This window comes from Pseudomonas sp. Q12-87 (assembly GCF_001269755.1).
Lineage (GTDB): Bacteria > Pseudomonadota > Gammaproteobacteria > Pseudomonadales > Pseudomonadaceae > Aquipseudomonas > Aquipseudomonas fluorescens_S.
Genome location: NZ_LHVI01000007.1, coordinates 18102 through 40868 on the forward strand (window position 1 = coordinate 18102; position 22767 = coordinate 40868).

Below are 22767 nucleotides of genomic sequence, written 5' to 3' on the forward strand. Positions count from 1 at the left end.
CTCAGAAGCCGGTTGGGGTGCGGGTGTGCCAGTCAGTGTTCTGCTGGTACTGGTGCGCCACATTGAGCAGGCGGCCTTCCTGGAAGTACGGCGCGAGCAGCTGTACGCCCACCGGCAGGCCGTCGACGAAACCGGCCGGCATGGACAGCCCCGGCAAACCGGCGAGGTTGGCGGTGATGGTGTAGACGTCTTCCAGGTACGCAGCGACCGGATCGCTGTTCTTGGCGCCGAGTTTCCACGCCGGATTCGGCGTGGTCGGGCCGAGGATGATGTCGACTTCGTTGAAGGCAGCCATGAAGTCGTTTTTCACCAGGCGACGGATTTTCTGCGCCTTGAGGTAGTAGGCATCGTAGTAGCCGGCGGACAGCGCGTAGGCACCGACCATGATCCGGCGCTGCACTTCGGCGCCGAAGCCTTCGCCACGGGAGCGCTTGTACAGGTCGATCAGGTTTTCCGGGTTCTCGCAGCGATGGCCGAAACGCACGCCGTCGAAACGCGACAGGTTGGAAGATGCTTCGGCCGGGGCGATCACGTAGTACGCAGGAATCGCGTGCTGCATGTTCGGCAGGCTGATTTCCTTGACCACCGCACCGAGCTTTTCCAATTCCTTGATGCTGTTGTGGATCAGGTCGGCGATGCGCGGGTCGAGACCGGCACCGAAATATTCCTTCGGCACGCCGATGCGCAGGCCTTGCAGCGAGCCGTTGAGGCTGGCGCTGTAGTCCGGCACCGGTTCATCGATGCTGGTGGAATCGTTCGGGTCGAAGCCAGCCATGCCTTGCAGCAGGAGCGCGCAGTCTTCGGCGGTGCGGGCCAGCGGGCCGCCCTGGTCGAGGCTGGAGGCGTAGGCGATCATGCCCCAGCGCGAGACGCGACCGTAGGTCGGCTTCAAACCGGTGAGGTTGGTGAACGCCGCCGGCTGGCGAATCGAGCCGCCGGTGTCGGTGGCGGTGGCGGCCGGCAGCAGGCGCGCGGCCACGGCGGCAGCGGAACCGCCGGACGAGCCGCCCGGTACGTGCTCCAGGTTCCACGGGTTCTTCACTGCGCCGTAGTAGCTCGACTCGTTGGCCGAGCCCATGGCGAATTCGTCCATGTTGGTCTTGCCCAGGGTCACGCCACCGGCGGCGGCCAGCTTGGCAACCACGGTGGCGTCGTACGGGGCCTTGAAGTTGTCGAGCATCTTCGAGCCGCAACTGGTGCGGATGCCCTGGGTGCAGAACAGATCCTTGTGGGCGATCGGTGCGCCGAGCAGGGCGCCGCTCTCACCGTTGGCGCGCCGGGCGTCGGCGGCCTTGGCCTGGCTCAGGGCCAGCTCCGGGGTGAGGCTGATGAAACTGTTGAGCTGCGGATCGAGCTGGGCGATGCGCGCCAGCAGGACCTGGGTCAGCTCTTCGGAAGAAAACTTTTTATCGGCGAGTCCGCGGGCGATCTCGGCCAGGGTCATGTGATGCATGAGAGGCTCTTTCCCTTTAGTCGATGACTTTCGGAACCAGGTACAGGCCGTTTTCGACCGCTGGTGCGATGGACTGGTAGGCCTCGCGGTGATTGGATTCGGTCACGACGTCGGCGCGCAGGCGCTGGCTGGCTTCCAGTGGGTGGGCCAGAGGCTCGATACCGTCGGTATCGACCGCCTGCATCTCGTCGACCAGCCCCAGAATGCTGTTCAGGGCAGAAGTGATGTGTGGAAGATCGGCTTCATTGAGGCCCAGACAGGCCAGATGAGCGATTTTTTCCACGTCGGAGCGTTCAAGCGCCATGGGATTCTCCAGTGGAAAACAAAACGGACGTAGTCTGTCCGTGTGTTAGATTGTCGGAACACTACCGCAGTTCTACGGTCTTTTGGCCGCGATTGTAGGGTTTGGTGCGCAGAAAAGCGGTCAATTTAACATATTGGCGCCTTGCCCAAAATCCCTGTCGTTGTTAGAGTTTGCCGCACTTTTTTACCCACGCGTTGCCTAGGGTCCCTTTCCCATGTTCAAGAAACTGCGTGGCATGTTTTCCAGCGATCTTTCCATTGACCTGGGCACTGCCAACACCCTTATTTACGTGCGCGAGCGCGGTATCGTCCTGAATGAACCCTCGGTCGTGGCCATCCGCACCCACGGTAACCAGAAAAGTGTCGTGGCTGTCGGTACGGAAGCCAAGCGCATGCTGGGCCGTACACCGGGCAACATCGCGGCCATTCGTCCCATGAAGGACGGCGTGATCGCCGACTTCAGCGTCTGCGAAAAGATGCTGCAGTACTTCATCAACAAGGTTCACGAAAACAGCTTCCTGCAGCCCAGCCCTCGCGTGCTGATCTGCGTGCCATGCAAATCCACCCAGGTGGAGCGTCGCGCCATCCGTGAATCGGCCCTCGGTGCCGGTGCCCGCGAAGTATTCCTGATCGAAGAGCCAATGGCAGCTGCCATCGGTGCCGGCCTGCCGGTGGAAGAAGCCCGCGGCTCGATGGTTGTCGATATCGGCGGTGGTACCACCGAAATCGCACTGATCTCCCTCAACGGTGTGGTCTATGCCGAATCCGTACGTGTGGGCGGCGACCGTTTCGACGAAGCGATCATTACCTACGTGCGTCGCAACTACGGCAGCCTGATCGGCGAATCCACCGCCGAACGCATCAAGCAGGAAATCGGCACTGCCTACCCGGGCGGTGAAGTGCGCGAAGTCGACGTCCGCGGCCGCAACCTGGCCGAAGGCGTTCCACGTGCCTTCACCCTCAATTCCAACGAAGTGCTCGAAGCGCTGCAAGAGTCGCTGGCGACCATCGTGCAAGCGGTCAAGAGCGCCCTGGAGCAGTCGCCGCCGGAGTTGGCCTCGGACATCGCTGAGCGCGGCCTGGTGCTGACCGGTGGTGGCGCGCTGCTGCGTGACCTCGACAAGCTGCTGGCCCAGGAAACCGGCCTGCCGGTGATCGTGGCCGAAGACCCGTTGACCTGCGTTGCTCGCGGCGGTGGCCGTGCATTGGAAATGATGGACAAGCACACCATGGACCTGCTCTCCAGCGAATAAGTCTTGCTGGATGGTCTATGTTGTTCGCTCCCGGGCAGCACTTTGCAGTGCTGCCCGTTGGCGTTTATCTTCTGTCATTCGTATCCAGGCCGGTTTGATGCCGTATGAATAAAGAGAACATTTGCCTGGGAGGAGCGGCCTATTAAACCGCTTTTCGCCAAAGGCCCCTCATTGGGTGTGCGCCTGCTGGTGCTGGCCGTGCTATCGGTTGCGCTGATGGTGGTCGATGCCCGTTTTACGCTGCTCAAGCCTGTGCGCAGCCAGATGTCGCTGGTGTTAATGGAATCCTATTGGATCACCGACCTGCCCCAGCGTTTGTGGCAAGGTGTGGCCAGTCAGTTTGGCAGCCGGACCGAACTGGTCGCCGAAAACGAAAAACTCAAGACCGAAAACCTGCTGTTGCAGGGGCGCATGCAGAAGCTGGCGGCCCTCACCGAGCAGAACGTACGGCTGCGCGAGTTGCTCAACTCTTCTGCGCTGGTCAACGAAAAGGTCGAAGTGGCCGAATTGATCGGCATGGACCCCAATCCGTTTACCCATCGCATCCTCATCAACAAGGGTGAGCGCGACGGCGTCGTCCTCGGCCAGCCGGTGCTCGATGCCCGGGGCCTGATGGGCCAGGTCGTGGAGTTGATGCCGTACACGTCCCGCGTGCTGTTGCTGACCGATACCACCCATAGCATCCCGGTGCAGGTCAATCGCAACGGCCTGCGCGCCATTGCCAGCGGCACCGGCAACCCGGAACGCCTGGAATTGCGGCACGTAGCCGATACCGCCGACATCAAGGAAGGCGACCTGCTGGTCAGCTCCGGTCTTGGCCAGCGCTTCCCGGCCGGTTATCCGGTGGCGACGGTCAAGGAAGTCATTCATGATTCCGGCCAGCCTTTTGCCATCGTGCGAGCGGTGCCGACGGCCGCGCTGAATCGCAGCCGCTACCTGCTGTTGGTGTTCAGCGACAATCGCACGCCGGAAGAACGCGCCAACGACGCCGCCGTAGCCCAGGAAGCACAGGACCGCCAGGGCGGCGAGCCAGCTGCTTCCGGCACACCGGCGCCAGTGCCCGCCATCGTGCCGAAACCGGCAGCCCCTGCACCGGCCGCGACGGCCCCGGCAACGACACCGACTGCCGCACCCACTGCACCTACACCGGCCAGGCCTTCCGGTCATGCGCCGGCTGTCGCGCCCGCTGTACCCGCCACGACATCCACCCGGCCTTCGGCCCACGCGCCAGCGGCCCAGCCCGCCAAGCCCGCAGCCAAGCCGCCCGTCTCCACGCCGGCTGCCGCGCCGGCCTCCAGGGGAGCACGAGAAGAATGAGCAGTACCCAATCCGGTAACGGCTGGATGGTCTGGCTGACCTTCGCCATCGGCCTGCTGCTCAGCGTTTCGCCGCTACCGCAGTTCATGGAGATCCTGCGCCCGCTGTGGCTGGCCTTGTTGCTCGCATTTTGGGCGTTGGCCCTGCCGCACAAGGTCGGCATGGTCACCGCCTGGTGCCTGGGCCTGGCCGAAGACGTGCTCTACGGCACGCTGCTGGGGCAGAACGCGTTGATCCTGACGCTGATCACCTTCCTGGTGCTGTCGTTGCAGCAGCGCCTGCGCATGTTTCCCATGTGGCAGCAATGCCTGGTCATCCTGGTGATTTTCGGCCTGGCGCAACTGGTGCAGCTGTGGCTCAGCGCGCTGACCGGCAATCGCCAGCCGACCCTGGCGCTGGTCTTGCCAGCCCTGGTCAGTGCTTTGCTCTGGCCCTGGATCAGCTTCGGCCTACGGGGCTTGCGCCTGCGTTTCAAAATCAACTGATTTGGTCAGGCATTGGCCCGCACCTTGAAAGGGAGATGTCTTGATGAAACCGCTTTACCTCGCCTCAGGCTCGCCGCGTCGCCGTGAGCTGCTCACGCAGATCGGCGTAGCCTTTACCGCCATCAGCGCGGACATCGACGAAACTCCCCTGAAAGATGAAACCCCATCGGCCTATGTCGAGCGCTTGGCGCGCGGCAAGGCCGAGGCTGGGCAACGCTCCTTGCAAGAAGACGGCGTGGACGGCTGCGTATTGGGCGCTGACACGGCGGTGGTGCTGGATGGGCGGATCCTGGGCAAACCCCTGGACCAGGCCGACTCCTTGTCGATGCTCCTGCGCCTGTCCGGTCGCGAGCATGAAGTGTTGACTGCCATTGCCGTACTGGACGGGCAGCGTTGCGAATCCCATGTGGTCCGCAGTCGGGTGCGCTTTCGGGCCATCACCGAGCGGGAAGCGGCGGCCTACTGGGCCAGCGGCGAACCCCGGGACAAGGCCGGCGGCTACGGCATCCAGGGGTTGGGGGCAGTGTTCGTCGCCGGGCTGGAAGGCAGTTATTCAGCCGTGGTCGGCCTGCCACTGTGCGAAACCTGCGAGTTGTTGGGCCATTTCGGCATACCCTGTTGGCAAACCTTGAACGCGCGCTGAGCGCCGTCTGACTGATGCGGCCATAATCGTGAATATGCCTGAACGAGACCCTGCCATGAGTGAAGAGATCCTGATCAACATCACGCCGATGGAATCGCGCGTGGCGGTGGTTGAAAACGGTGTGCTGCAAGAGGTTCACGTCGAGCGCACGCAAAAGCGTGGCATTGTCGGCAATATCTACAAAGGCAAGGTGGTGCGGGTGTTGCCGGGCATGCAGGCGGCTTTCGTCGACATCGGCCTGGACCGCGCGGCATTCATCCACGCGTCGGAAATCTCCATGCGCGAAGGCCCGGCAGTGGAGAGCATCAGCGCGCTGGTGCACGAAGGCCAGAGCCTGGTGGTGCAGGTCACCAAGGATCCGATCGGCTCCAAGGGCGCGCGGCTGACCACGCAATTGTCGATTCCGTCGCGCTACCTGGTGTACATGCCGCGTACCGCACATGTCGGCATTTCGCTGAAGATCGAAGACGAAGGCGAACGTGAACGTCTCAAGCAGGTCGTCAGCGACTGCGTGGAAAAAGAAGGCATCAAGGAAGCCGGTGGGTTCATCCTGCGCACTGCCGCCGAAGGGGCCGGGGCCGATGAAATCCTCATGGATATCCGCTACCTGCGCAGGCTCTGGGATCAGATCGCCGCGCAGATCAAGACCATCGCCACGCCCAGCGTGATCTACGAAGACCTGGGCCTGGCGCTGCGCACGCTGCGGGATCTGGTCAGCCCCAAGATCGAGAAGATCCGCATCGATTCCCGGGAAACCTTCCAGAAGACCACGCAGTTCGTGGCCGAGCTGATGCCGGAAATCGCCGACCGCCTCGAACATTACCCGGGCGAACGGCCGATTTTCGACCTCTACGGCGTCGAGGACGAAATCCAGAAAGCCCTGGAACGCAAGGTGCCGCTCAAGTCCGGCGGTTACCTGGTGGTCGATCCGGCCGAAGCCATGAGCACCATCGACGTTAACACCGGGGCGTTTGTCGGCCATCGCAACCTGGAAGAAACCATCTTCAAGACCAACCTGGAAGCGGCGACCGCCATTGCCCGCCAACTGCGCCTGCGCAACCTGGGTGGGATCATCATCATCGACTTCATCGACATGGAGGATGAAGAACATCAGCGCCAGGTGCTGCGCACCCTGGAGAAGCAGCTCGAGCGCGACCACGCCAAGACCAACATCATCGGCATTACCGAGTTGGGCCTGGTGCAGATGACCCGCAAGCGCACCCGCGAGAGCCTCGAGCAGGTGCTGTGCGAGCCCTGCAGCAGTTGCCAGGGGCGGGGCAAGCTGAAGACCCCGGAAACCGTGTGTTACGAAATCTTCCGGGAAATCCTCCGGGAAGCGCGCGCCTACCAAGCCACCGGTTATAGAGTGTTGGCGAACCAGAAAGTGGTGGATCGGCTGCTCGATGAGGAGTCCGGCAACGTCGCGGAGCTGGAAGCCTTTATCGGCCGCACGATTCGCTTCCAGGTAGAAACCATGTATTCGCAGGAACAATATGACGTGGTGTTGCTCTGAAGGGCCTGGGAAGCGGCGGGACCGCTGATTTGATTATTTTTGCCAGGGGAGCCCAGTGACATGGAGCGTCTGACACGCATTTTGGCTGTGCTGACCCGCTGGGGGCTGAGCCTGTGCGCGCTGCTGCTGGTGTTGCTGGCGTTGTATGTCAGTCTCGGACGCGAGTTGGTTCCACTGGTGGCCGAGTATCGCGCCGAGGTCGAGACACGAGCCGGCGCAGCCTTGGGCATGCCCGTGCACATCGGCGGCCTCGACGGGAGCTGGAGCGCCCTGGCACCGGTACTGGCGGCGCGCGACGTGGTAGTGGGCGAAGGGACCAATGCCTTGCACCTGGACCAGGTCCGCGCGGTGCCTGACCTCTGGGCCAGCTTGCTGGCGCGCCAGGTGCGCATCGCCAACTTGGAAGTCAGCGGCCTGAAGATCAGTCTCAAGGAGGGCGCGGATGGTAAATGGGTCCTGGAAGGTTTGCCGGTGCAGGACGACCGTCCCTTCGATCCGCAGCAACTGTTCGATCGCATGCAAGTGGTGTCCAGGCTGTCGGTGCTCGATAGCCAAGTGACCTTGCAGCCCCTCGAACAACCGCCGCTGACCCTCACCTATGTTGGCTTGAGCCTGCGCACCGGCGCTACCCGCCAGCGCCTGGACGCACGCCTGACCCTGCCCGACGGCCAACCCGTGGCGATCAACCTGCGCACCCGCATTCGCGCCAGCGACTGGAAAAATGGCGAGGCCGATGCCTATCTGAGCCTGCCGCAAAGCGACTGGGCGAAATGGCTGCCGAAACGCCTGACTCAACAATGGAATCCTTCCCGGATCAAGGCCGGCGGCGAGCTGTGGCTGAGTTGGGGCGAAGGCACGGTGCAAAGCGCGGCCGTGCGGTTGAACGCGCCGCAGCTCCAAGGCGCGTACGCCGAGCGCAAACCGGTAGACATCCACAATCTGGCCCTCAACGGCTATTTCCAGCGCAGCAGCCAAGGCTTCACCGCGACCCTCGACTCCCTCGCGATGAATCTGGGCGAGACCCGTTGGGAATCGCGTCTGCAATTGCAACAGAGCAACGCCACGGACAAGGCCGAAGAGCGCTGGCACCTGGAGGCCGACCGCCTCGACCTGACCCCGCTCACCCCGCTGCTCAATGCCCTGGCGCCGCTGCCCGAGGGACTGGCGACGACCATCGACCGCCTGAAGGTGACCGGTGGCCTGCGCAACGTGCTGGTGGATTACCGGCCGCAGAACACCGGGGACCAGAAAGTCAGTTTCGCCACCAACCTGGACACCGTGGGCTTTGACGCCTATCACGGCGCTCCGGCTGCCCGTAACGTATCCGGGAGCCTGAGCGGCGACCTCGGCGGCGGCGAGCTGCGCATGGACAGCAAGGATTTTTCCCTGCACCTGGACCCGATCTTCGCCAAACCGTGGCAGTACCAGCAAGCCAACGCCCGGCTGACCTGGAAGCTGGACAAGCAAAGTTTCACCTTGATCGCGCCGTACCTGAAGGTGCTGGGCGAGGAGGGCCGGATTGCCGGTGACTTCCTGATTCGCCTGCATCTGGACCACAGCCAGGAAGACTACATGGACCTGCGGGTCGGCCTGGTAGACGGCGACGGGCGCTACACCGGCAAATACCTGCCGGCGGTCCTCAGCCCGGCGCTGGACGAGTGGTTGCGCACGGCAATCGTCAAGGGCGCGGTAGACCAAGGTTTTTTCCAATACCAGGGCTCGCTCAACCACGGTGCCGAGGATGCGGCGCGCAGCATCAGCCTGTTCTTCAAGGTGCATGACGCTGAACTGGCGTTCCAGCCAGGCTGGCCTTCGGTCAGCAAGGTCAGCGGTGACGTTTTCGTCGAAGACAGCGGCGTGCGCATCTTTGCCAGCCAAGGGCAATTGCTCGATACCCAGGTCAAGGATGTGTCGGTGAACATCCCCCACGTACCCAGCGGACAGAGCTCGCACCTGCTGTTGGACGGTGGCTTCAGCGGAGGACTGGGCGACGGCCTGAAGATTCTCCAGACGGCACCGATCGGCACGGCCGAGACGTTCGCCGGTTGGGAAGGCGAGGGCGATCTGCAAGGCAGCCTGAAGCTCGACATCCCGCTGGTCAAAGGCGAACAACCGAAGATCCTGGTGGACTTCGCCGTCGACAAGGCCCGGCTCAAACTCAGCGAACCGGCGCTGGAACTGACCCAGCTCAAAGGCGATTTGCGTTTCGACAGCAGCAAGGGGCTCAGCGGCAAGGGCATCAGCGCCCGGGCATTCGACCGACCCGTGACCGCACAGATTTTTGCCGAGGGCCGCGCCGGAGCGCTTAACACACGGGTCACGGCTTCAGGGCAGATCGAGATCAAGAAACTCACCAGTTGGCTGAACGTCACGCAGCCGTTGCCGGTTTCCGGGGTGGTGCCTTACCAGCTTCAAGTGGTCCTCAATGGCGCCGACAGCCAGTTGTCGGTGAATTCCAACCTCAAGGGCGTTGCCGTTGACCTGCCCGCGCCGTTCGGCATGGCGGCCGATGTCGGTCGCGACACAACGTTGCGCATGACCCTGCAAGGGCCGGAGCGACGCTTTTGGGTCAATTATGGCGACCTGGCCAATTTCACTTACGCCGCGCCGAGTGAAAACATTGCCGATGGGCGTGGCGAATTGTTGCTGGGCATCGGCGATGCGGTCCTGCCTGGGGCCAAGGGCCTGCGCTTGCGCGGTACGCTCTCGGAACTGGACGTCAGTCCCTGGCAGGACCTGGTGAACAAGTATGCCGGCCAAGACCCGGGCGGCAGTGCCAAGCAGTTGCTCAACAGTGTCGATTTGACCATTGGCAAGCTCACCGCCATGGGCACGACCCTGGACCAGGCGTCGGTGCAACTTGATCGCAAGCCGGACGCCTGGGGCATGCGGCTCGACAGCCAGCAAGCCAAGGGCAGCGTCAGCCTGCCAGACGCCAAGGCTGCGCCGATCGGCATCAAGCTCGACTATGTTCGCCTGCCAGCTGCGGATCCTACGGTCCAGGCGGATGAGAATGCGCCGGACCCGCTGGCATCGGTCGATCCCGGTAAGATCCCGGCCATGGATATCGCCATTGACCAGTTGTTCCAGGGACCCGATCTCATCGGTGCGTGGTCGTTGAAAGTACGACCCACGGCCAAGGGCATTACGCTGAACAATCTGGACATGGGCCTCAAGGGCATGGTGTTGAACGGCAGCGGCGGCTGGGAAGGTACGCCCGGGTCCACCAACAGTTGGTACAAGGGGCGCATCAGCGGCAAGAACCTCGCCGATGTGCTCAAGGGCTGGGGGTTTGCGCCAAGCGTGACCAGCCAGGAATTCCGCCTGGATGTCGATGGGCGCTGGCCCGGTTCGCCGGCCTGGGTCGCCACCAAACGATTCTCAGGTAGCCTCGATGCCTCGCTGAGCAAGGGGCAGTTCGTCGAAGTCGAAGGCAGCGCCCAGGCGTTGCGGGTGTTCGGCCTGCTGAACTTCAACTCCATCGGCCGACGCCTGCGCCTGGATTTCTCCGATTTGTTCGGCAAGGGCCTGAGCTACGATCGGGTCAAGGGGTTGCTGGTGGCGAGCGAAGGGGTGTACGTGACCCGTGAACCGATTACCCTGACAGGGCCGTCGAGCAACCTGGAACTCAACGGAACGCTGGACATGGTGGCCGACCGGGTTGACGCCAAGCTGCTGGTGACATTACCGGTGACCAACAACCTGCCCATCGCCGCGTTGATCGTTGGTGCACCGGCGGTGGGTGGGGCACTGTTCCTGATCGATAAACTGATCGGCGACCGCGTGGCGCGCTTTGCCAGCGTAAAATATGACGTCAAGGGGCCATGGAAGGAGCCGAAGATCACCTTCGACAAGCCGTTCTGAAGGCTGGCGCCAGTCCCCCCGTGGGAGCGGGCTTGCTCGCGAATGCGTCAGCACATTCAGCACTTATGTGACAGACACACTGCCTTCGCGAGCAAGCCCGCTCCCACAGGGGCAGATGAAGCAAAAAGTGAGGGAAGCACCATGCCACTCGCAGTGATTCAAATGGTCAGCCAGAGCGACGTGCTCGCCAACCTGGCCCGTGCCCGCGTGCTGCTGGAACAGGCGGCGGCTGGCGGCGCGCGGTTGGCGGTGTTGCCTGAAAATTTTGCCGCCATGGGGCGGCGGGACATCGCCGACATCGGTCGCGCCGAAGCCTTTGGTCAGGGACCGATCCTGCCCTGGTTGAAACAGGCCGCCCGCGACCTCAACTTATGGATTGTGGCCGGCACGCTGCCGCTGCCGCCGGTGGAGCGACCCGAAGCCAAGGTCCACGCCTGTTCGTTGTTGATCGACGATCGAGGCCAAGTCGTGGCGCGCTATGACAAGCTGCACCTGTTCGACGTAGACGTGGCGGACAATCGCGGGCGCTATCGCGAGTCTGATGACTATGCTTATGGCGGCAATGTGGTGGTCGCCGACACCCCGGTAGGAAAGGTTGGCCTGACGGTCTGCTATGACTTGCGTTTCCCGGAGCTGTACAGCGAACTGCGGGCGGCCGGGGCCGAGTTGATCACGGCGCCCTCGGCGTTTACGGCGGTCACCGGCGCGGCGCATTGGGACGTGCTGATTCGCGCCCGGGCCATCGAAACCCAGTGTTATGTGCTGGCGGCGGCCCAAGGTGGGTTGCATCCGGGGCCACGGGAAACCTTTGGCCATGCCGCGATTGTCGACCCCTGGGGCCGCGTGCTGGCGCAACAGGATCAAGGCGAGGCTGTGCTGGTGGCCGAGCGCGACAGCAGCGAACAAGCGTCCATCCGGGCGCGCATGCCGGTGGCCAGCCATCGGCGCTTTTTCTCGCAGGGCGCTCGACAGCGGCCTGTCCAAGACGACGAATTCAAGGCGTAAAACATATGAGCGGGTTGTTGTCCTCAGTCAGTGAACACCTTCTTGCCCCCGGCGGCGTCACCCTGGAAAGCCTGCAAGGCGTACTGGGCGACCTGGCCGGTCCGGGCATCGACGCTGCCGACCTGTATTTCCAGGGGCAGATTTCCGAGTCCTGGTCGCTGGAAGACGGCATCGTCAAGGAAGGCAGTTTCAACCTCGACCAAGGTGTGGGCGTACGGGCCCAGTCCGGTGAAAAGACCGGTTTTGCCTATAGCAACGCCATCACCCTCGAAGCCTTGGGCGCTGCTGCCCGTGCGGCCCGCTCGATCTCCCGGGCCGGGCAGAACGGCACGGTCCAGGCCTTCAGCAGCCAGGACGTGGCGCAGTTGTACGCGCCGGATAACCCCCTGGAAGTCATGAGCCGCGCGGAAAAGGTCGAATTGCTCAAGCGCATCGACGTCGCCACCCGTGCCCTCGACCCCCGTATCCAGCAAGTCTCGGTGAGCATGGCCGGGGTCTGGGAGCGCATCCTGGTGGCGTCCACCGATGGCGGCCTGGCGGCGGACGTGCGACCGTTGGTGCGATTCAACGTCAGCGTGATCGTCGAACAGAATGGCCGTCGCGAACGTGGCGGCCATGGTGGCGGTGGACGCACCGATTACCGCTATTTCCTCACTGAAGACCGCGCCATGGGCTACGCCCGCGAAGCGCTGCGCCAGGCGCTGGTCAACCTCGAAGCTATCCCGGCCCCGGCGGGTACGCTGCCGGTGGTGCTGGGCTCCGGCTGGTCCGGTGTACTCCTGCATGAAGCGGTGGGCCATGGCCTGGAAGGAGACTTCAACCGCAAGGGCAGTTCGGCCTACAGCGGACGCATGGGCGAAATGGTCGCCTCGAAACTCTGCACCATCGTCGATGACGGCACCCTGGCCGGGCGCCGCGGCTCCTTGAGCGTCGACGACGAGGGCACTCCAACCGAATGCACCACGCTGATCGAGAACGGCGTGCTCAAGGGCTACATGCAGGACAAGCTCAACGCCCGGCTGATGGGCGTGGCCCGTACCGGCAATGGCCGCCGCGAATCCTACGCGCACCTGCCGATGCCGCGCATGACCAACACCTACATGCTGGGTGGCCAGAGCGACCCTGCGGAAATCATCGCTTCGGTGAAAAGGGGCATCTATTGCGCCAACCTCGGCGGTGGCCAAGTGGACATCACCAGCGGCAAATTCGTGTTCTCCACCAGCGAGGCCTACCTGATCGAAGACGGCAAGATCACCGCCCCGGTCAAGGGCGCGACCCTGATCGGCAACGGACCGGAGGCGATGAGCAAGGTATCGATGGTCGGCAACGATTTGAGTTTGGACAGCGGCGTAGGGACGTGTGGCAAGGACGGGCAATCGGTGCCGGTGGGTGTCGGCCAGCCGACCTTGAAGATCGACGCGATTACCGTGGGTGGCACGGGCGCGTGAAAATATTCAGGGGCCCCGTGGCGAGGGAGCTTGCTCCCGCTGGGCTACGCAGTAGCCCCAATGCGGTCGCTGCGCAACCGAGCGGGAGCAAGCTCCCTCGCCACGGTCATTGCTACCCTGGCAAGGGAGTGATGAGCCAGTGAACGATCAGCGCAGGCCGCGTTGGGTTTCGTCCAGCTCACGGATGTACTTGAAGATTTTACGGCTCGAGGCCGGCGGCTTGTTCTGCGCCACTTCGTGCTGGGCCTGACGGATCAGGGAGCGCAATTGCTGGCGATCGGCCTCCGGGTAGTCGATGACGAATTTTTCCAGGGTGCCGTCATCGCCTGCGATCAAGCGATCGCGCCAGCGTTCCAGGTTGTGGAAACGTTCGTTGTACTGCCGGGTGGAGGCATCGAGTTGATCGAGCAGAACCAGAATGGCGTCAGTGTCCTGATCGCGCATCAGCTTGCCGATGAACTGCAGGTGCCGTTTACGCGCGATATTCGCGGTGTGCTTGGGCGCATCGGCCAGGGCCCGGCGCAAGGCGTCGGTCAAGGGCAGTTTGGCCAGCAAGTCAGGCTTGAGTGTTGTCAGGCGCTCGCCGAGGTCAACCAGAGCATGCAGCTCGCGTTTGACCTGGGATTTGCTTTTTTCACCCTCGTAGAGGGAGTCGTCGTAAGAATCAACCATGGTGGCAGTCCGCAAAGAAACGCCGCCATGATAACCAGTCGGGGGCCGCTTGTCCGGCCCGGTCGCTCGAAGGCCTCGGGTTTGTACGCAAAGTTGCGTAGGCACCGTGCATGCAAACCCGGCCCGAAAATAGAATTTGAGTGGAGAACACCATGAGTGCAGTTCAGAGCGTCGGCCCGCAAGCATTGCCGGCACTGCAGGAACAAGTCGAGCAGATCCTTGCGCAGGCCAAGCGCCAGGGCGCCAGCGCGTGTGAAGTGGCAGTGTCCCTCGAGCAGGGCCTGTCGACGTCGGTGCGCCAGCGTGAGGTGGAAACCGTCGAATTCAATCGCGACCAGGGTTTCGGTATCACCTTGTACGTGGGTCAGCGCAAGGGTTCGGCCAGCACGTCGGCCAGCGGCCCGGATGCGATCCGCGAAACCGTCGCTGCGGCACTGGCAATTGCCAAGCACACCTCGGAAGACGAGGCCTCAGGCCTGGCCGATGCCGCGCTGATGTGCAAGGAACTGCGCGACTTCGACCTGTTCCACGCCTGGGACATCACTCCCGAGCAGGCCATTGAGCAGGCACTGCGTTGCGAAGCGGCGGCGTTCGAGGCTGACAGTCGGATCAAGAACGCCGACGGCACCACCCTCAATACCCACCAGGGCTGCCGCGTCTATGGCAATAGCCATGGGTTCATTGGCGGTTATGCGTCGACCCGCCACAGCCTCAGCTGCGTGATGATCGCCGAGGCCAACGGCCAGATGCAGCGCGATTATTGGTACGACGTGAGTCGCCAGGGCACGCTGCTGGCGGATCCGGTGAGCATCGGTGTGAAAGCTGCGCAGCGGGCGGCCAGCCGCCTGGGCGCACGGCCGGTGCCGACTTGTGAAGTGCCTGTGCTGTTTTCCGCCGAGTTGGCCGGTGGGCTGTTCGGCAGCTTCCTGTCGGCGGTGTCCGGTGGCAACCTGTACCGCAAATCGTCGTTTCTGGAAGGTGCGCTGGGCCAGAAACTGTTTCCGGAATGGATGACCATCGACGAACGTCCGCACCTGATGCAGGCCATGGGCAGCTCTGCGTTCGACGGTGACGGCCTGGCGACCTATGCCAAGCCGTTCGTGGAAAACGGCGAGCTGGTGTCCTACATCCTGGGCACTTATTCGGGCCGCAAGCTCGGCATGCCGAGTACCGCCAACGCTGGCGGCGTACATAATCTGTTCGTGACCCATGGCGAGGAAGACCAGGCCGCTTTGCTGCGGCGGATGGGGCGAGGCCTGCTGGTGACCGAACTGATGGGCCATGGTCTGAACATGGTCACTGGTGACTATTCCCGTGGTGCGGCGGGATTCTGGGTCGAGAACGGCGAAATCCAGTTCCCGGTCCAGGAAGTGACCATCGCTGGCAACATGCGCGACATGTTCAAGCAGATCGTGGCCGTGGGCAACGACTTGGAGCTGCGCAGCAACATCCGCACCGGTTCGGTGCTGATCGAGCGAATGACGGTGGCGGGTAGCTGACGTTGAATCGCGGTTAAAAGGCGCGTCATCCTAGCGGGTGACGCGCTTTTTTTATGTTTGAGGAACCCCTGTGGCGAGGGAGCTTGCTCCCGCTCGGCTGCGCAGCAGCCGCAAGAATCTCAACAACAGCGAAAGACATGAAGGCCCTGATAGACGGGGTCTGCTTCGCAGACCAGCGGGAGCAAGCTCCCTCGCCGCGGTGGGGGCTATTCGCCCTCGTCGAAATAGTTGTTGATCAGCGCCACCAGGGCATCCAGCGCCTCCTGGGCCTGTTCGCCTTCGGTTTCGAGATGGATCTTGGTGCCTTTTCCGGCCGCGAGCATCATCATCGCCATGATGCTTTTGCCATCGATCAGGCTCTCAGGGCTGCGCCCAACCCTTATCTTGGTCTCCGGGAACTTGCCCGCTACGCCAACGAACTTGGCCGATGCCCGGGCATGCAGGCCCAGCTTGTTGATGATTTCAATTTCCCGAGCAGGCATCGCGATGTGAATCCTTTAGCTGAGGTCGCGGTGGCGAACCTGGACATTCTTCAGGGATTGTTGCAGGAGCTGACCCAGGCGTTCGGTCAGGTAGACAGAGCGGTGATGGCCACCGGTACAGCCGATGGCAATGGTGACATAGGCGCGGTTGCTCGCGGCAAAGCGAGGCAGCCATTTGAGCAGGTAGCTGGAAATATCCTGGTACATCTCCTCGACATCCGGCTGTGCGGCCAGGTAGTCGATCACCGGCTGGTCGAGCCCGGACTGCTCGCGCAATTCCGGCTTCCAGTAGGGATTGGGCAGGCAGCGCACATCGAACACCAGGTCGGCGTCTACCGGCATGCCGCGCTTGAACCCGAACGACTCCACCAAGAATGCCGTGCCCGGCTCCGGCTGGTTCAGCAGGCGCAACTTGATCGTGTCGCGCAATTGATACAGGTTCAGGTGCGTGGTGTTGACCTTCAGGTCCGCAAGGTCGGCGATGGGCCCGAGCAATTGGCTTTCGTCGTCGATGGCTTCGGCCAGGGAGCGATTGGCATTGCTCAGTGGGTGACGCCGGCGGGTTTCGGAGAAGCGCTTGAGCAGTGTTTCTTCATCGGCGTCCAGATAAAGCACATCGCATTGGATGTGCCGGCTGCGCACTTCTTCCAGCAGCTCGGGAAACCGCGACAAATGGCTTGGCAGGTTGCGCGCATCGATGGAGACAGCCACCAGCGGCTGCGCCAGCTCGGTATGGATCAGGGCGCGCTCGGCCAGTTCCGGCAGCAGGCCGGCGGGCAGGTTATCGATGCAATAGTAGCCACTGTCCTCAAGCACGTTGAGGGCCGTGCTTTTACCGGAGCCGGAGCGGCCACTGACGATGATCATGCGCATTGTTAATGACCGTTCTGCTCGTCCAGGACTACCTGATACAAGGCTTCGTTGCTCGGTGCGCTGCGCAGTTTTTCGCGCACTTCCTTGCGGTCCAGCATGCTGGCGATCTGGCGCAGCAGCTCAAGATGCGCATCGGTCGCCGCTTCCGGAACCAGCAATACGAACAGCAGGTCGACCGGTGCGCCGTCGATGGCGTCGAAATCTATGGCGGCTTCAAGGTGCAACAGTGCGCTGATTGGCGCGGCACAGCCCTTGAGGCGGCAGTGAGGAATGGCGATGCCGTTGCCAAAACCGGTGGAACCGAGTTTTTCACGGGCAACCAGGGCCTCGAAGACGTCCTGCATTTCCAGATCCGGCACTTCGCGGTGGATCAGGTTGGCGATTTGTTCGAGGGCTTTCTTTTTACTGCCACCCGGCGCGTTCACCATGGAACGGCCGGGGGTCAGGATGGATTCTAGTCGGATCATGGATTGGGGGGGTTAACGACCGGTTGCGCCCTGAAGGAGGCTCTGGGTCTTTTCCTTATGCTTTTTGAGTTGGCGATCCAGCTTGTCGGTCAGCAGGTCAATTGCGGCATACATGTCTGTGTGCTCCGCGTTGGCAACCACCTCTCCGCCGGGAATATGCAACGTGGCTTCGATTTTCTGCAGCAGCTTCTCGACGTTCATCGTGACTTGCACGTTGGTGATCTTGTCGAAATGCCTCTCCAAACGGTCGAGTTTTTCGCCGATGTAGGTGCGCAGGGGTTCGGTCACTTCCAGTTGGTGTCCACTGATGTTGACTTGCATACAGCTTCTCCTTCGTTGCCAGTGCATAAAGCGGCAGGCAGAAATGCCTGCCACTGGAACGCTGTGGCGTGGCCTGTTACATCAACCGCTTGCGTTCGCTCGAAGGTGCGATCCCGAGGGACTCGCGGTATTTGGCGACGGTACGGCGGGCCACCTGAATGCCTTGTGCCTCCAGTAAACCAGCGATCTTGCTGTCACTCAACGGCTTTTTCTGATTTTCCGCGGCCACCAGTTTTTTGATGATCGCGCGGATGGCCGTGGACGAGCATTCGCCGCCTTCGGAGGTGCTGACGTGGCTGGAGAAAAAGTATTTCAATTCATAGATGCCCCGTGGGGTATGCATGAATTTCTGCGTGGTTACCCGGGAAATCGTCGACTCGTGCATGCCCACTGCTTCGGCAATGTCATGCAGGACCAACGGTTTCATCGCTTCGTCGCCATACTCCAGGAAGCCGCGCTGGTGCTCGACGATCTGGGTGGCCACTTTCATCAGGGTTTCGTTACGGCTTTGCAGGCTCTTGATGAACCAGCGCGCTTCCTGCAACTGGTTGCGCATGAAGGTGTTGTCGGCGCTGGTGTCGGCGCGTCGAACGAAACCGGCGTACTGGGCGTTGACCCGCAGCTTGGGCACCGATTCCTGGTTCAGCTCCACCAGCCAGCGGTCGTTGTGCTTGCGCACGATCACGTCGGGCACCACGTATTCGGGTTCGGTGGATTCGATCTGCGAGCCGGGGCGCGGGTTGAGGCTCTGGACCAGCTCGATGACCTGGCGCAGCTCATCTTCCTTGAGCTTCATGCGGCGCATCAGTTGGCTGTAGTCGCGACCGCCGAGCAGGTCGATGTAGTCGGTGACCAGCCGCTTGGCTTCGGCCAGCCAAGGCGTCTTGACAGATAGCTGGCGCAATTGCAGCAGCAGGCATTCGCCCAGGTTGCGAGCGCCGATGCCGGCCGGTTCGAACTGCTGGATGCGATGCAGGACAGCCTCGATTTCGTCCAGCTCGATGTCCAGCTCAGGATCGAAGGCTTCGAGGATCTCTTCGAGGGTCTCGTCCAGGTAGCCCTGGTTGTTGATGCAATCGATCAGGGTGACGGCGATCAGGCGATCGGTGTCGGACATCGGCGCCAGGTTCAATTGCCACAGCAGGTGGCTTTGCAGGCTTTCGCCGGCGGATGTGCGGGTGGTGAAGTCCCACTCGTCGTCATCGCTGCTCGGCAGGCTGCTGGCGCTGGTCTGGTAGACATCTTCCCAGGCTGTGTCCACCGGAAGGTCGTTGGGGATGCGTTCGTTCCATTCGCCATCCTCGAGGTTATCCACCGTCGGGGCGGCTTCCTGGTAGGACGGTTCCGGGATTTCCGTGTTGCTCTTCTGCTCGATGTTGTCGGCCAGCGGATCGGTGTTGTCGAAATCGTCGCCTTCTTCCTGGCGTTCGAGCATCGGATTGGACTCCAGCGCCTCCTGGATTTCCTGTTGCAGGTCCAGGGTCGACAATTGGAGCAGGCGGATGGCCTGTTGCAGCTGCGGTGTCATCGTCAGCTGCTGGCCCATTCTCAAGACTAGCGATGGTTTCATGGCAGGGGCTTAACACCTTATTCGCCGGCGCACATGCGCCATCCACTACAGGGCGCCGAAGCGCCAAACTTAAGCAAATTATATGCCTGAAACTGAAGTGTTTGCCTAGGGCGTCGCCATAATAAATTAGCGACGCCCGGGTGATTTGCCAGACACTTTGCGCTTACAGGCGGAACTCATGGCCCAAGTACACTTCCTTGACCAGGTCATTGGCCAGGATGGCCGCGGAATCGCCTTCGGCGATCAGTTGGCCATCATTGACGATATAGGCGGTTTCGCAGATATCCAGGGTCTCGCGCACGTTGTGGTCGGTGATCAGCACGCCGATCCCCTTGGCCTTGAGGTGGTGGATGATCTGCTTGATGTCACCTACCGAGATCGGGTCCACGCCGGCAAACGGCTCGTCGAGCAGTATGAATTTCGGTGCGGTGGCCAGGGCGCGGGCGATTTCCACGCGACGGCGTTCGCCGCCGGACAGGCTCATGCCCAGGTTGTCCCGAATGTGGCTGATGTGGAATTCCTGCAGCAGGCTTTCCAGCTCCTGGCGACGACCGGCCTTGTCGAGTTCCTTGCGGGTCTCGAGGATGGCCATGATGTTGTCGGCCACCGACAGTTTGCGGAAGATCGACGCTTCTTGCGGCAGATAGCCGATACCGGCCTTCGCACGGCCGTGCATCGGCTGGTGGCTGACGTCCAGGTCGTCGATCAGTACGCGACCCTGATCGGCCTGGACCAGCCCGACGATCATGTAGAAACAGGTGGTCTTGCCCGCGCCGTTAGGGCCGAGCAGGCCGACGATCTGGCCGCTTTCGATGGACAGGCTGACGTCGCGCACGACCTGGCGGCTCTTGTAGCTCTTGGCCAGGTGCTGAGCTTTCAGAGTTGCCATTACTGGGCCTTCTGCTCGGTTTTCTTTTTAGGCTGGATCACCATGTCGATCCGCGGACGCTGCTCGGTCACCTTGCTGCCGGTGGCGCGACCGGCGCTGGCGAGTTTCTTGTTGGTGTCGTAGACGATTTTCTCGCCCTGGGTGACGTTGTTGTCTTTGTCGACGACCTTGGCGCGGTCGATCAGCACAACGCGGTCCTGGGAGGCGTGGTACTGGATGGTCACGCCATAACCCTGCACAGGCTTGGTATCGCCAGCGGTCTGCAACTGCTCGAAATAGGCGAGGTTGCCCACCGAGGTCACCACATCGATGTCGCCGGTCTGGGTACGGGTAATGGTCACGGTGTTGCCGGTGACCTTCATCGAGCCCTGGGTGATGATCACGTCACCTTTATAGGTGGCTACGCCGTTCTTGTCGTCCAGTTGGGCGTCGTCGGCCTGGATGCGGATAGGTTGGTCGCGGTCGGTGGGAAGAGCCCAGGCGCTCGCGCTTCCCAGTGCTGCGCCCAGACTGAGCAAAATAGGGAGGGTTTTAGCGAGCTTCATACTGTCCTCTTACGTTCGATAGCAGGTGTATCCTGCTTTCCTTCAAATACGCCTTCATTCCCGTGCCGGTCGATACACCACCGGCGCCGTCGATTCTAACGGGTTGCTCGGTCTGCGCATATTGTTGCTGCGGGAACACGGTCATGCGAGTGCTGGTGATGATGGTCGTGCGATTTTTCTCATCGGTCCGGGCAACGCGTACCGAGTCGATCAGTTCCACTTCGGTGCCGCCGGAATTGACTTCGGCGTGCTCGCTCTGCACGTGCCACGGAAACTCGGTGCCGCGGAACATGTTCAGGTCCGGCTTGGTCACCAGCGTAATATCGGTGGCCTTGACGTGGTCGACCTTGTCGGACGTCATTTCATACTGCACTTTGCCGTCAGGCAGGTATTGCAGCGTATGGGTATTGGTGGCGTACCAGTCGATTTTTTCCTCGATCTGGACCGCGGGTTGGTCGAGAAACCGTTCCGGGCTGATATTCCAGTAGCCCACCGCGGCGAAAATCGCCGCGATACAGCCAAACACCAGGATGGTGCGGATCTTTTTGCTTAGCATGATTGGCTCACAGGTACGCGGCGTTGGCCGCTTCGAGGCGGCCCTGGGCACGCAGGATCAGTTCACAGAATTCGCGGGCCGCCCCTTCGCCGCCTCGCGCCGTGGTGATGCCGTGGGCGTGTTCGCGTACGAAGCCGGCCGCGTTGGCAACCGCCATGCCCAGGCCGACACGGCGGATCACCGGCAGGTCTGGCAGGTCGTCACCCAGGTACGCCACTTGTTCATAGCTTAGGTTGAGTTGACCCAGAAGCTCGTCCAGCACCACGAGTTTGTCCTCGCGTCCCTGATAAAGGTGCGGGATGCCGAGGTTCTTCGCGCGTCGCTCCACTACCGGAGTCTTGCGGCCGCTGATGATAGCGGTTTGCACGCCGGCGGCCATCAGCATCTTGATGCCTTGGCCGTCGAGGGTGTTGAAGGTCTTGAACTCGCTGCCATCCTCGAGGAAATACAGGCGACCGTCGGTCAGCACGCCGTCCACGTCGAATACCGCCAGCTTGATGGCTTTGCCGCGTTGCAACAGGTCTTCATTCATTTACATGACTCCCGCACGCAGCAAGTCGTGCATGTTCAGGGCGCCCACCGGACGGTCTTCGTCGTCGACGACCACCAGGGCGTTGATCTTGTGGTCTTCCATGATTTTCAGGGCCTCGGCGGCGAGCATCTCGGGCCGGGCCGTCTTGCCGTGGGGTGTCATGACCTGGTCGATGGTCGCACTGTGGATATCGATGGTGCGGTCCAAGGTGCGGCGCAAGTCGCCGTCGGTGAAGATCCCGGCGAGCTTGCCATCGGCTTCGAGTACCACGGTCATGCCCAGGCCCTTGCGGGTCATTTCCATGAGCGCGTCCTTGAGCAGCGTGCCGCGCTGCACCCATGGCAACTCCTGGCCGGCATGCATCACGTTCTCGACTTTCAGCAGCAGGCGACGGCCCAGGGCGCCACCGGGATGGGAGAAGGCGAAGTCTTCGGCAGTGAACCCCCGGGCTTCCAGCAGGGCCACGGCCAGGGCATCGCCCATCACCAGGGCGGCGGTGGTGGAGGAAGTCGGCGCCAGGTTCAACGGGCACGCTTCATGCTCGACATGAACGTTGAGATTCACTTCGGCGGCCTTGGCCAGCGCGGAATCCGGATTGCCGGTGATGCTGATCAACTGGATGCCCAGGCGTTTGATCAGCGGCAGCAACGTGATGATTTCATTGGTTGAGCCTGAGTTGGACAGGGCCAGGATAACGTCGTCCCGGGTGATCATGCCCATGTCGCCGTGGCTGGCTTCGGCCGGATGGACGAAAAACGCCGTGGTGCCCGTACTCGCCAGGGTGGCGGCGATCTTGTTGCCGATATGTCCGGACTTGCCCATGCCGACCACGACCACGCGGCCCTTGCTGGCCAGAATCATCTCGCATGCGCGTACGAAATCAGCGTCGATATGGGGCAGCAAGCCTTGTACGGCTTCGAGCTCGAGGCGGATGGTACGTTGTGCCGATTGAATCAGGTCGCTGGATTGGCTCATGTCAGAAATCGTATAGCCCAATGAAAAGGCGGCGATTATAGCGGCAATGAACAATTCCCTCACGTAAGTTCGTCATGCTTTGTTCGAATGGTCCGTCAGGTC

22 protein-coding genes are annotated in these 22767 nt (G+C 62.0%); 9 read left to right on the plus strand and 13 right to left on the minus strand.

Translation table 11 applies throughout. The features are described from left to right. Position 1 precedes the first annotated feature (1 nt). The gene (gene gatA, locus AD663_RS03700; RefSeq protein ID WP_053213305.1) at positions 2 to 1453 is read right to left on the minus strand and encodes an Asp-tRNA(Asn)/Glu-tRNA(Gln) amidotransferase subunit GatA; all 1452 of its coding nucleotides are present in this window, start codon (positions 1451 to 1453) and stop codon (positions 2 to 4) included. Between the two features lie 16 nt (positions 1454 to 1469). Further along, positions 1470 to 1757 carry an Asp-tRNA(Asn)/Glu-tRNA(Gln) amidotransferase subunit GatC gene (gatC, locus tag AD663_RS03705; protein WP_020297123.1) on the minus strand — a complete coding sequence of 96 codons (288 nt, stop codon included), beginning with the start codon at positions 1755 to 1757 and terminating at the stop codon, positions 1470 to 1472. Between the two features lie 214 nt (positions 1758 to 1971). Between gatC and mreB the strand changes: the two genes are divergently transcribed. The 8 genes from mreB (at position 1972) to tldD (ending at position 13284) form a co-directional block, all read left to right on the plus strand. Then, a complete protein-coding gene (gene mreB, locus AD663_RS03710; RefSeq protein ID WP_002555108.1) occupies positions 1972 to 3009 on the plus strand; it encodes a rod shape-determining protein MreB in 1038 nt (345 codons plus the stop codon). 141 nt (positions 3010 to 3150) lie between these two features. Next, a complete protein-coding gene (gene mreC, locus AD663_RS03715; protein WP_083455095.1) occupies positions 3151 to 4326 on the plus strand; it encodes a rod shape-determining protein MreC in 1176 nt (391 codons plus the stop codon). Continuing rightward, the gene (mreD, locus tag AD663_RS03720) at positions 4323 to 4811 is read left to right on the plus strand and encodes a rod shape-determining protein MreD (protein ID WP_003177985.1); all 489 of its coding nucleotides are present in this window, start codon (positions 4323 to 4325) and stop codon (positions 4809 to 4811) included. Before mreC ends, mreD begins: the two co-directional genes overlap by 4 nt. 43 nt (positions 4812 to 4854) lie before the next feature. After that, on the plus strand, positions 4855 to 5454 hold the full coding sequence (locus AD663_RS03725) for a nucleoside triphosphate pyrophosphatase (protein ID WP_003177987.1): 600 nt from the start codon (positions 4855 to 4857) through the stop codon (positions 5452 to 5454). 55 nt (positions 5455 to 5509) lie between these two features. Further along, positions 5510 to 6967, plus strand: coding sequence for a ribonuclease G (gene rng / locus AD663_RS03730; RefSeq protein WP_003177988.1), 1458 nt, complete (start codon positions 5510 to 5512; stop codon positions 6965 to 6967). Between the two features lie 60 nt (positions 6968 to 7027). Next, positions 7028 to 10831: a YhdP family protein gene (locus AD663_RS03735; protein ID WP_053213306.1), complete on the plus strand. Its 3804-nt coding sequence runs from the start codon at positions 7028 to 7030 to the stop codon at positions 10829 to 10831. A 141-nt stretch (positions 10832 to 10972) separates the two neighbouring features. Further along, entirely contained in the window at positions 10973 to 11836 is an 864-nt protein-coding gene (locus tag AD663_RS03740) for a carbon-nitrogen hydrolase family protein (protein WP_003177992.1), read from the plus strand. 5 nt (positions 11837 to 11841) lie between these two features. Continuing rightward, entirely contained in the window at positions 11842 to 13284 is a 1443-nt protein-coding gene (gene tldD, locus AD663_RS03745) for a metalloprotease TldD (RefSeq protein WP_003177994.1), read from the plus strand. A 147-nt stretch (positions 13285 to 13431) separates the two neighbouring features. Here tldD and yjgA read toward each other — a convergent pair whose 3' ends face one another. Continuing rightward, positions 13432 to 13956, minus strand: a complete 525-nt coding sequence (gene yjgA, locus AD663_RS03750) for a ribosome biogenesis factor YjgA (RefSeq protein ID WP_003177995.1) — start codon at positions 13954 to 13956, stop codon at positions 13432 to 13434. Positions 13957 to 14108: 152 nt separating this feature from the next. Between yjgA and pmbA the strand changes: the two genes are divergently transcribed. Next, positions 14109 to 15455 (plus strand): metalloprotease PmbA, encoded by a 1347-nt coding sequence (pmbA, locus tag AD663_RS03755; protein ID WP_003177997.1) that lies wholly within the window; start codon positions 14109 to 14111, stop codon positions 15453 to 15455. A gap of 206 nt (positions 15456 to 15661) precedes the next feature. Here pmbA and AD663_RS03760 read toward each other — a convergent pair whose 3' ends face one another. The 10 genes from AD663_RS03760 to AD663_RS03805 all read right to left on the minus strand — a co-directional run bounded on the left by AD663_RS03760 (position 15662) and on the right by AD663_RS03805 (position 22665). Beyond that, complete coding sequence (locus AD663_RS03760) at positions 15662 to 15937, minus strand: HPr family phosphocarrier protein (protein ID WP_003177999.1); 276 nt, start codon at positions 15935 to 15937, stop codon at positions 15662 to 15664. A gap of 15 nt (positions 15938 to 15952) precedes the next feature. Beyond that, entirely contained in the window at positions 15953 to 16810 is an 858-nt protein-coding gene (gene rapZ / locus AD663_RS03765; RefSeq protein WP_003178001.1) for an RNase adapter RapZ, read from the minus strand. A 2-nt stretch (positions 16811 to 16812) separates the two neighbouring features. Then, complete coding sequence (gene ptsN / locus AD663_RS03770) at positions 16813 to 17277, minus strand: PTS IIA-like nitrogen regulatory protein PtsN (RefSeq protein ID WP_003178002.1); 465 nt, start codon at positions 17275 to 17277, stop codon at positions 16813 to 16815. Between the two features lie 12 nt (positions 17278 to 17289). Further along, the gene (gene hpf / locus AD663_RS03775) at positions 17290 to 17598 is read right to left on the minus strand and encodes a ribosome hibernation-promoting factor, HPF/YfiA family (RefSeq protein WP_003178005.1); all 309 of its coding nucleotides are present in this window, start codon (positions 17596 to 17598) and stop codon (positions 17290 to 17292) included. 76 nt (positions 17599 to 17674) lie between these two features. Further along, positions 17675 to 19168 (minus strand): RNA polymerase factor sigma-54, encoded by a 1494-nt coding sequence (locus AD663_RS03780; protein ID WP_003178007.1) that lies wholly within the window; start codon positions 19166 to 19168, stop codon positions 17675 to 17677. Between the two features lie 163 nt (positions 19169 to 19331). Then, complete coding sequence (gene lptB, locus AD663_RS03785; RefSeq protein WP_003178009.1) at positions 19332 to 20057, minus strand: LPS export ABC transporter ATP-binding protein; 726 nt, start codon at positions 20055 to 20057, stop codon at positions 19332 to 19334. After that, positions 20057 to 20602, minus strand: coding sequence for a lipopolysaccharide transport periplasmic protein LptA (lptA, locus tag AD663_RS03790; protein WP_003178011.1), 546 nt, complete (start codon positions 20600 to 20602; stop codon positions 20057 to 20059). The genes lptB and lptA overlap by 1 nt, the downstream gene beginning before the upstream one ends. Next, positions 20589 to 21158: an LPS export ABC transporter periplasmic protein LptC gene (gene lptC / locus AD663_RS03795; protein WP_003178012.1), complete on the minus strand. Its 570-nt coding sequence runs from the start codon at positions 21156 to 21158 to the stop codon at positions 20589 to 20591. The genes lptA and lptC overlap by 14 nt, the downstream gene beginning before the upstream one ends. Positions 21159 to 21165: 7 nt before the next feature. After that, positions 21166 to 21690 (minus strand): HAD family hydrolase, encoded by a 525-nt coding sequence (locus AD663_RS03800; RefSeq protein ID WP_003178014.1) that lies wholly within the window; start codon positions 21688 to 21690, stop codon positions 21166 to 21168. After that, the gene (locus tag AD663_RS03805; RefSeq protein ID WP_003178016.1) at positions 21691 to 22665 is read right to left on the minus strand and encodes a KpsF/GutQ family sugar-phosphate isomerase; all 975 of its coding nucleotides are present in this window, start codon (positions 22663 to 22665) and stop codon (positions 21691 to 21693) included. Positions 22666 to 22767 lie beyond the last annotated feature (102 nt).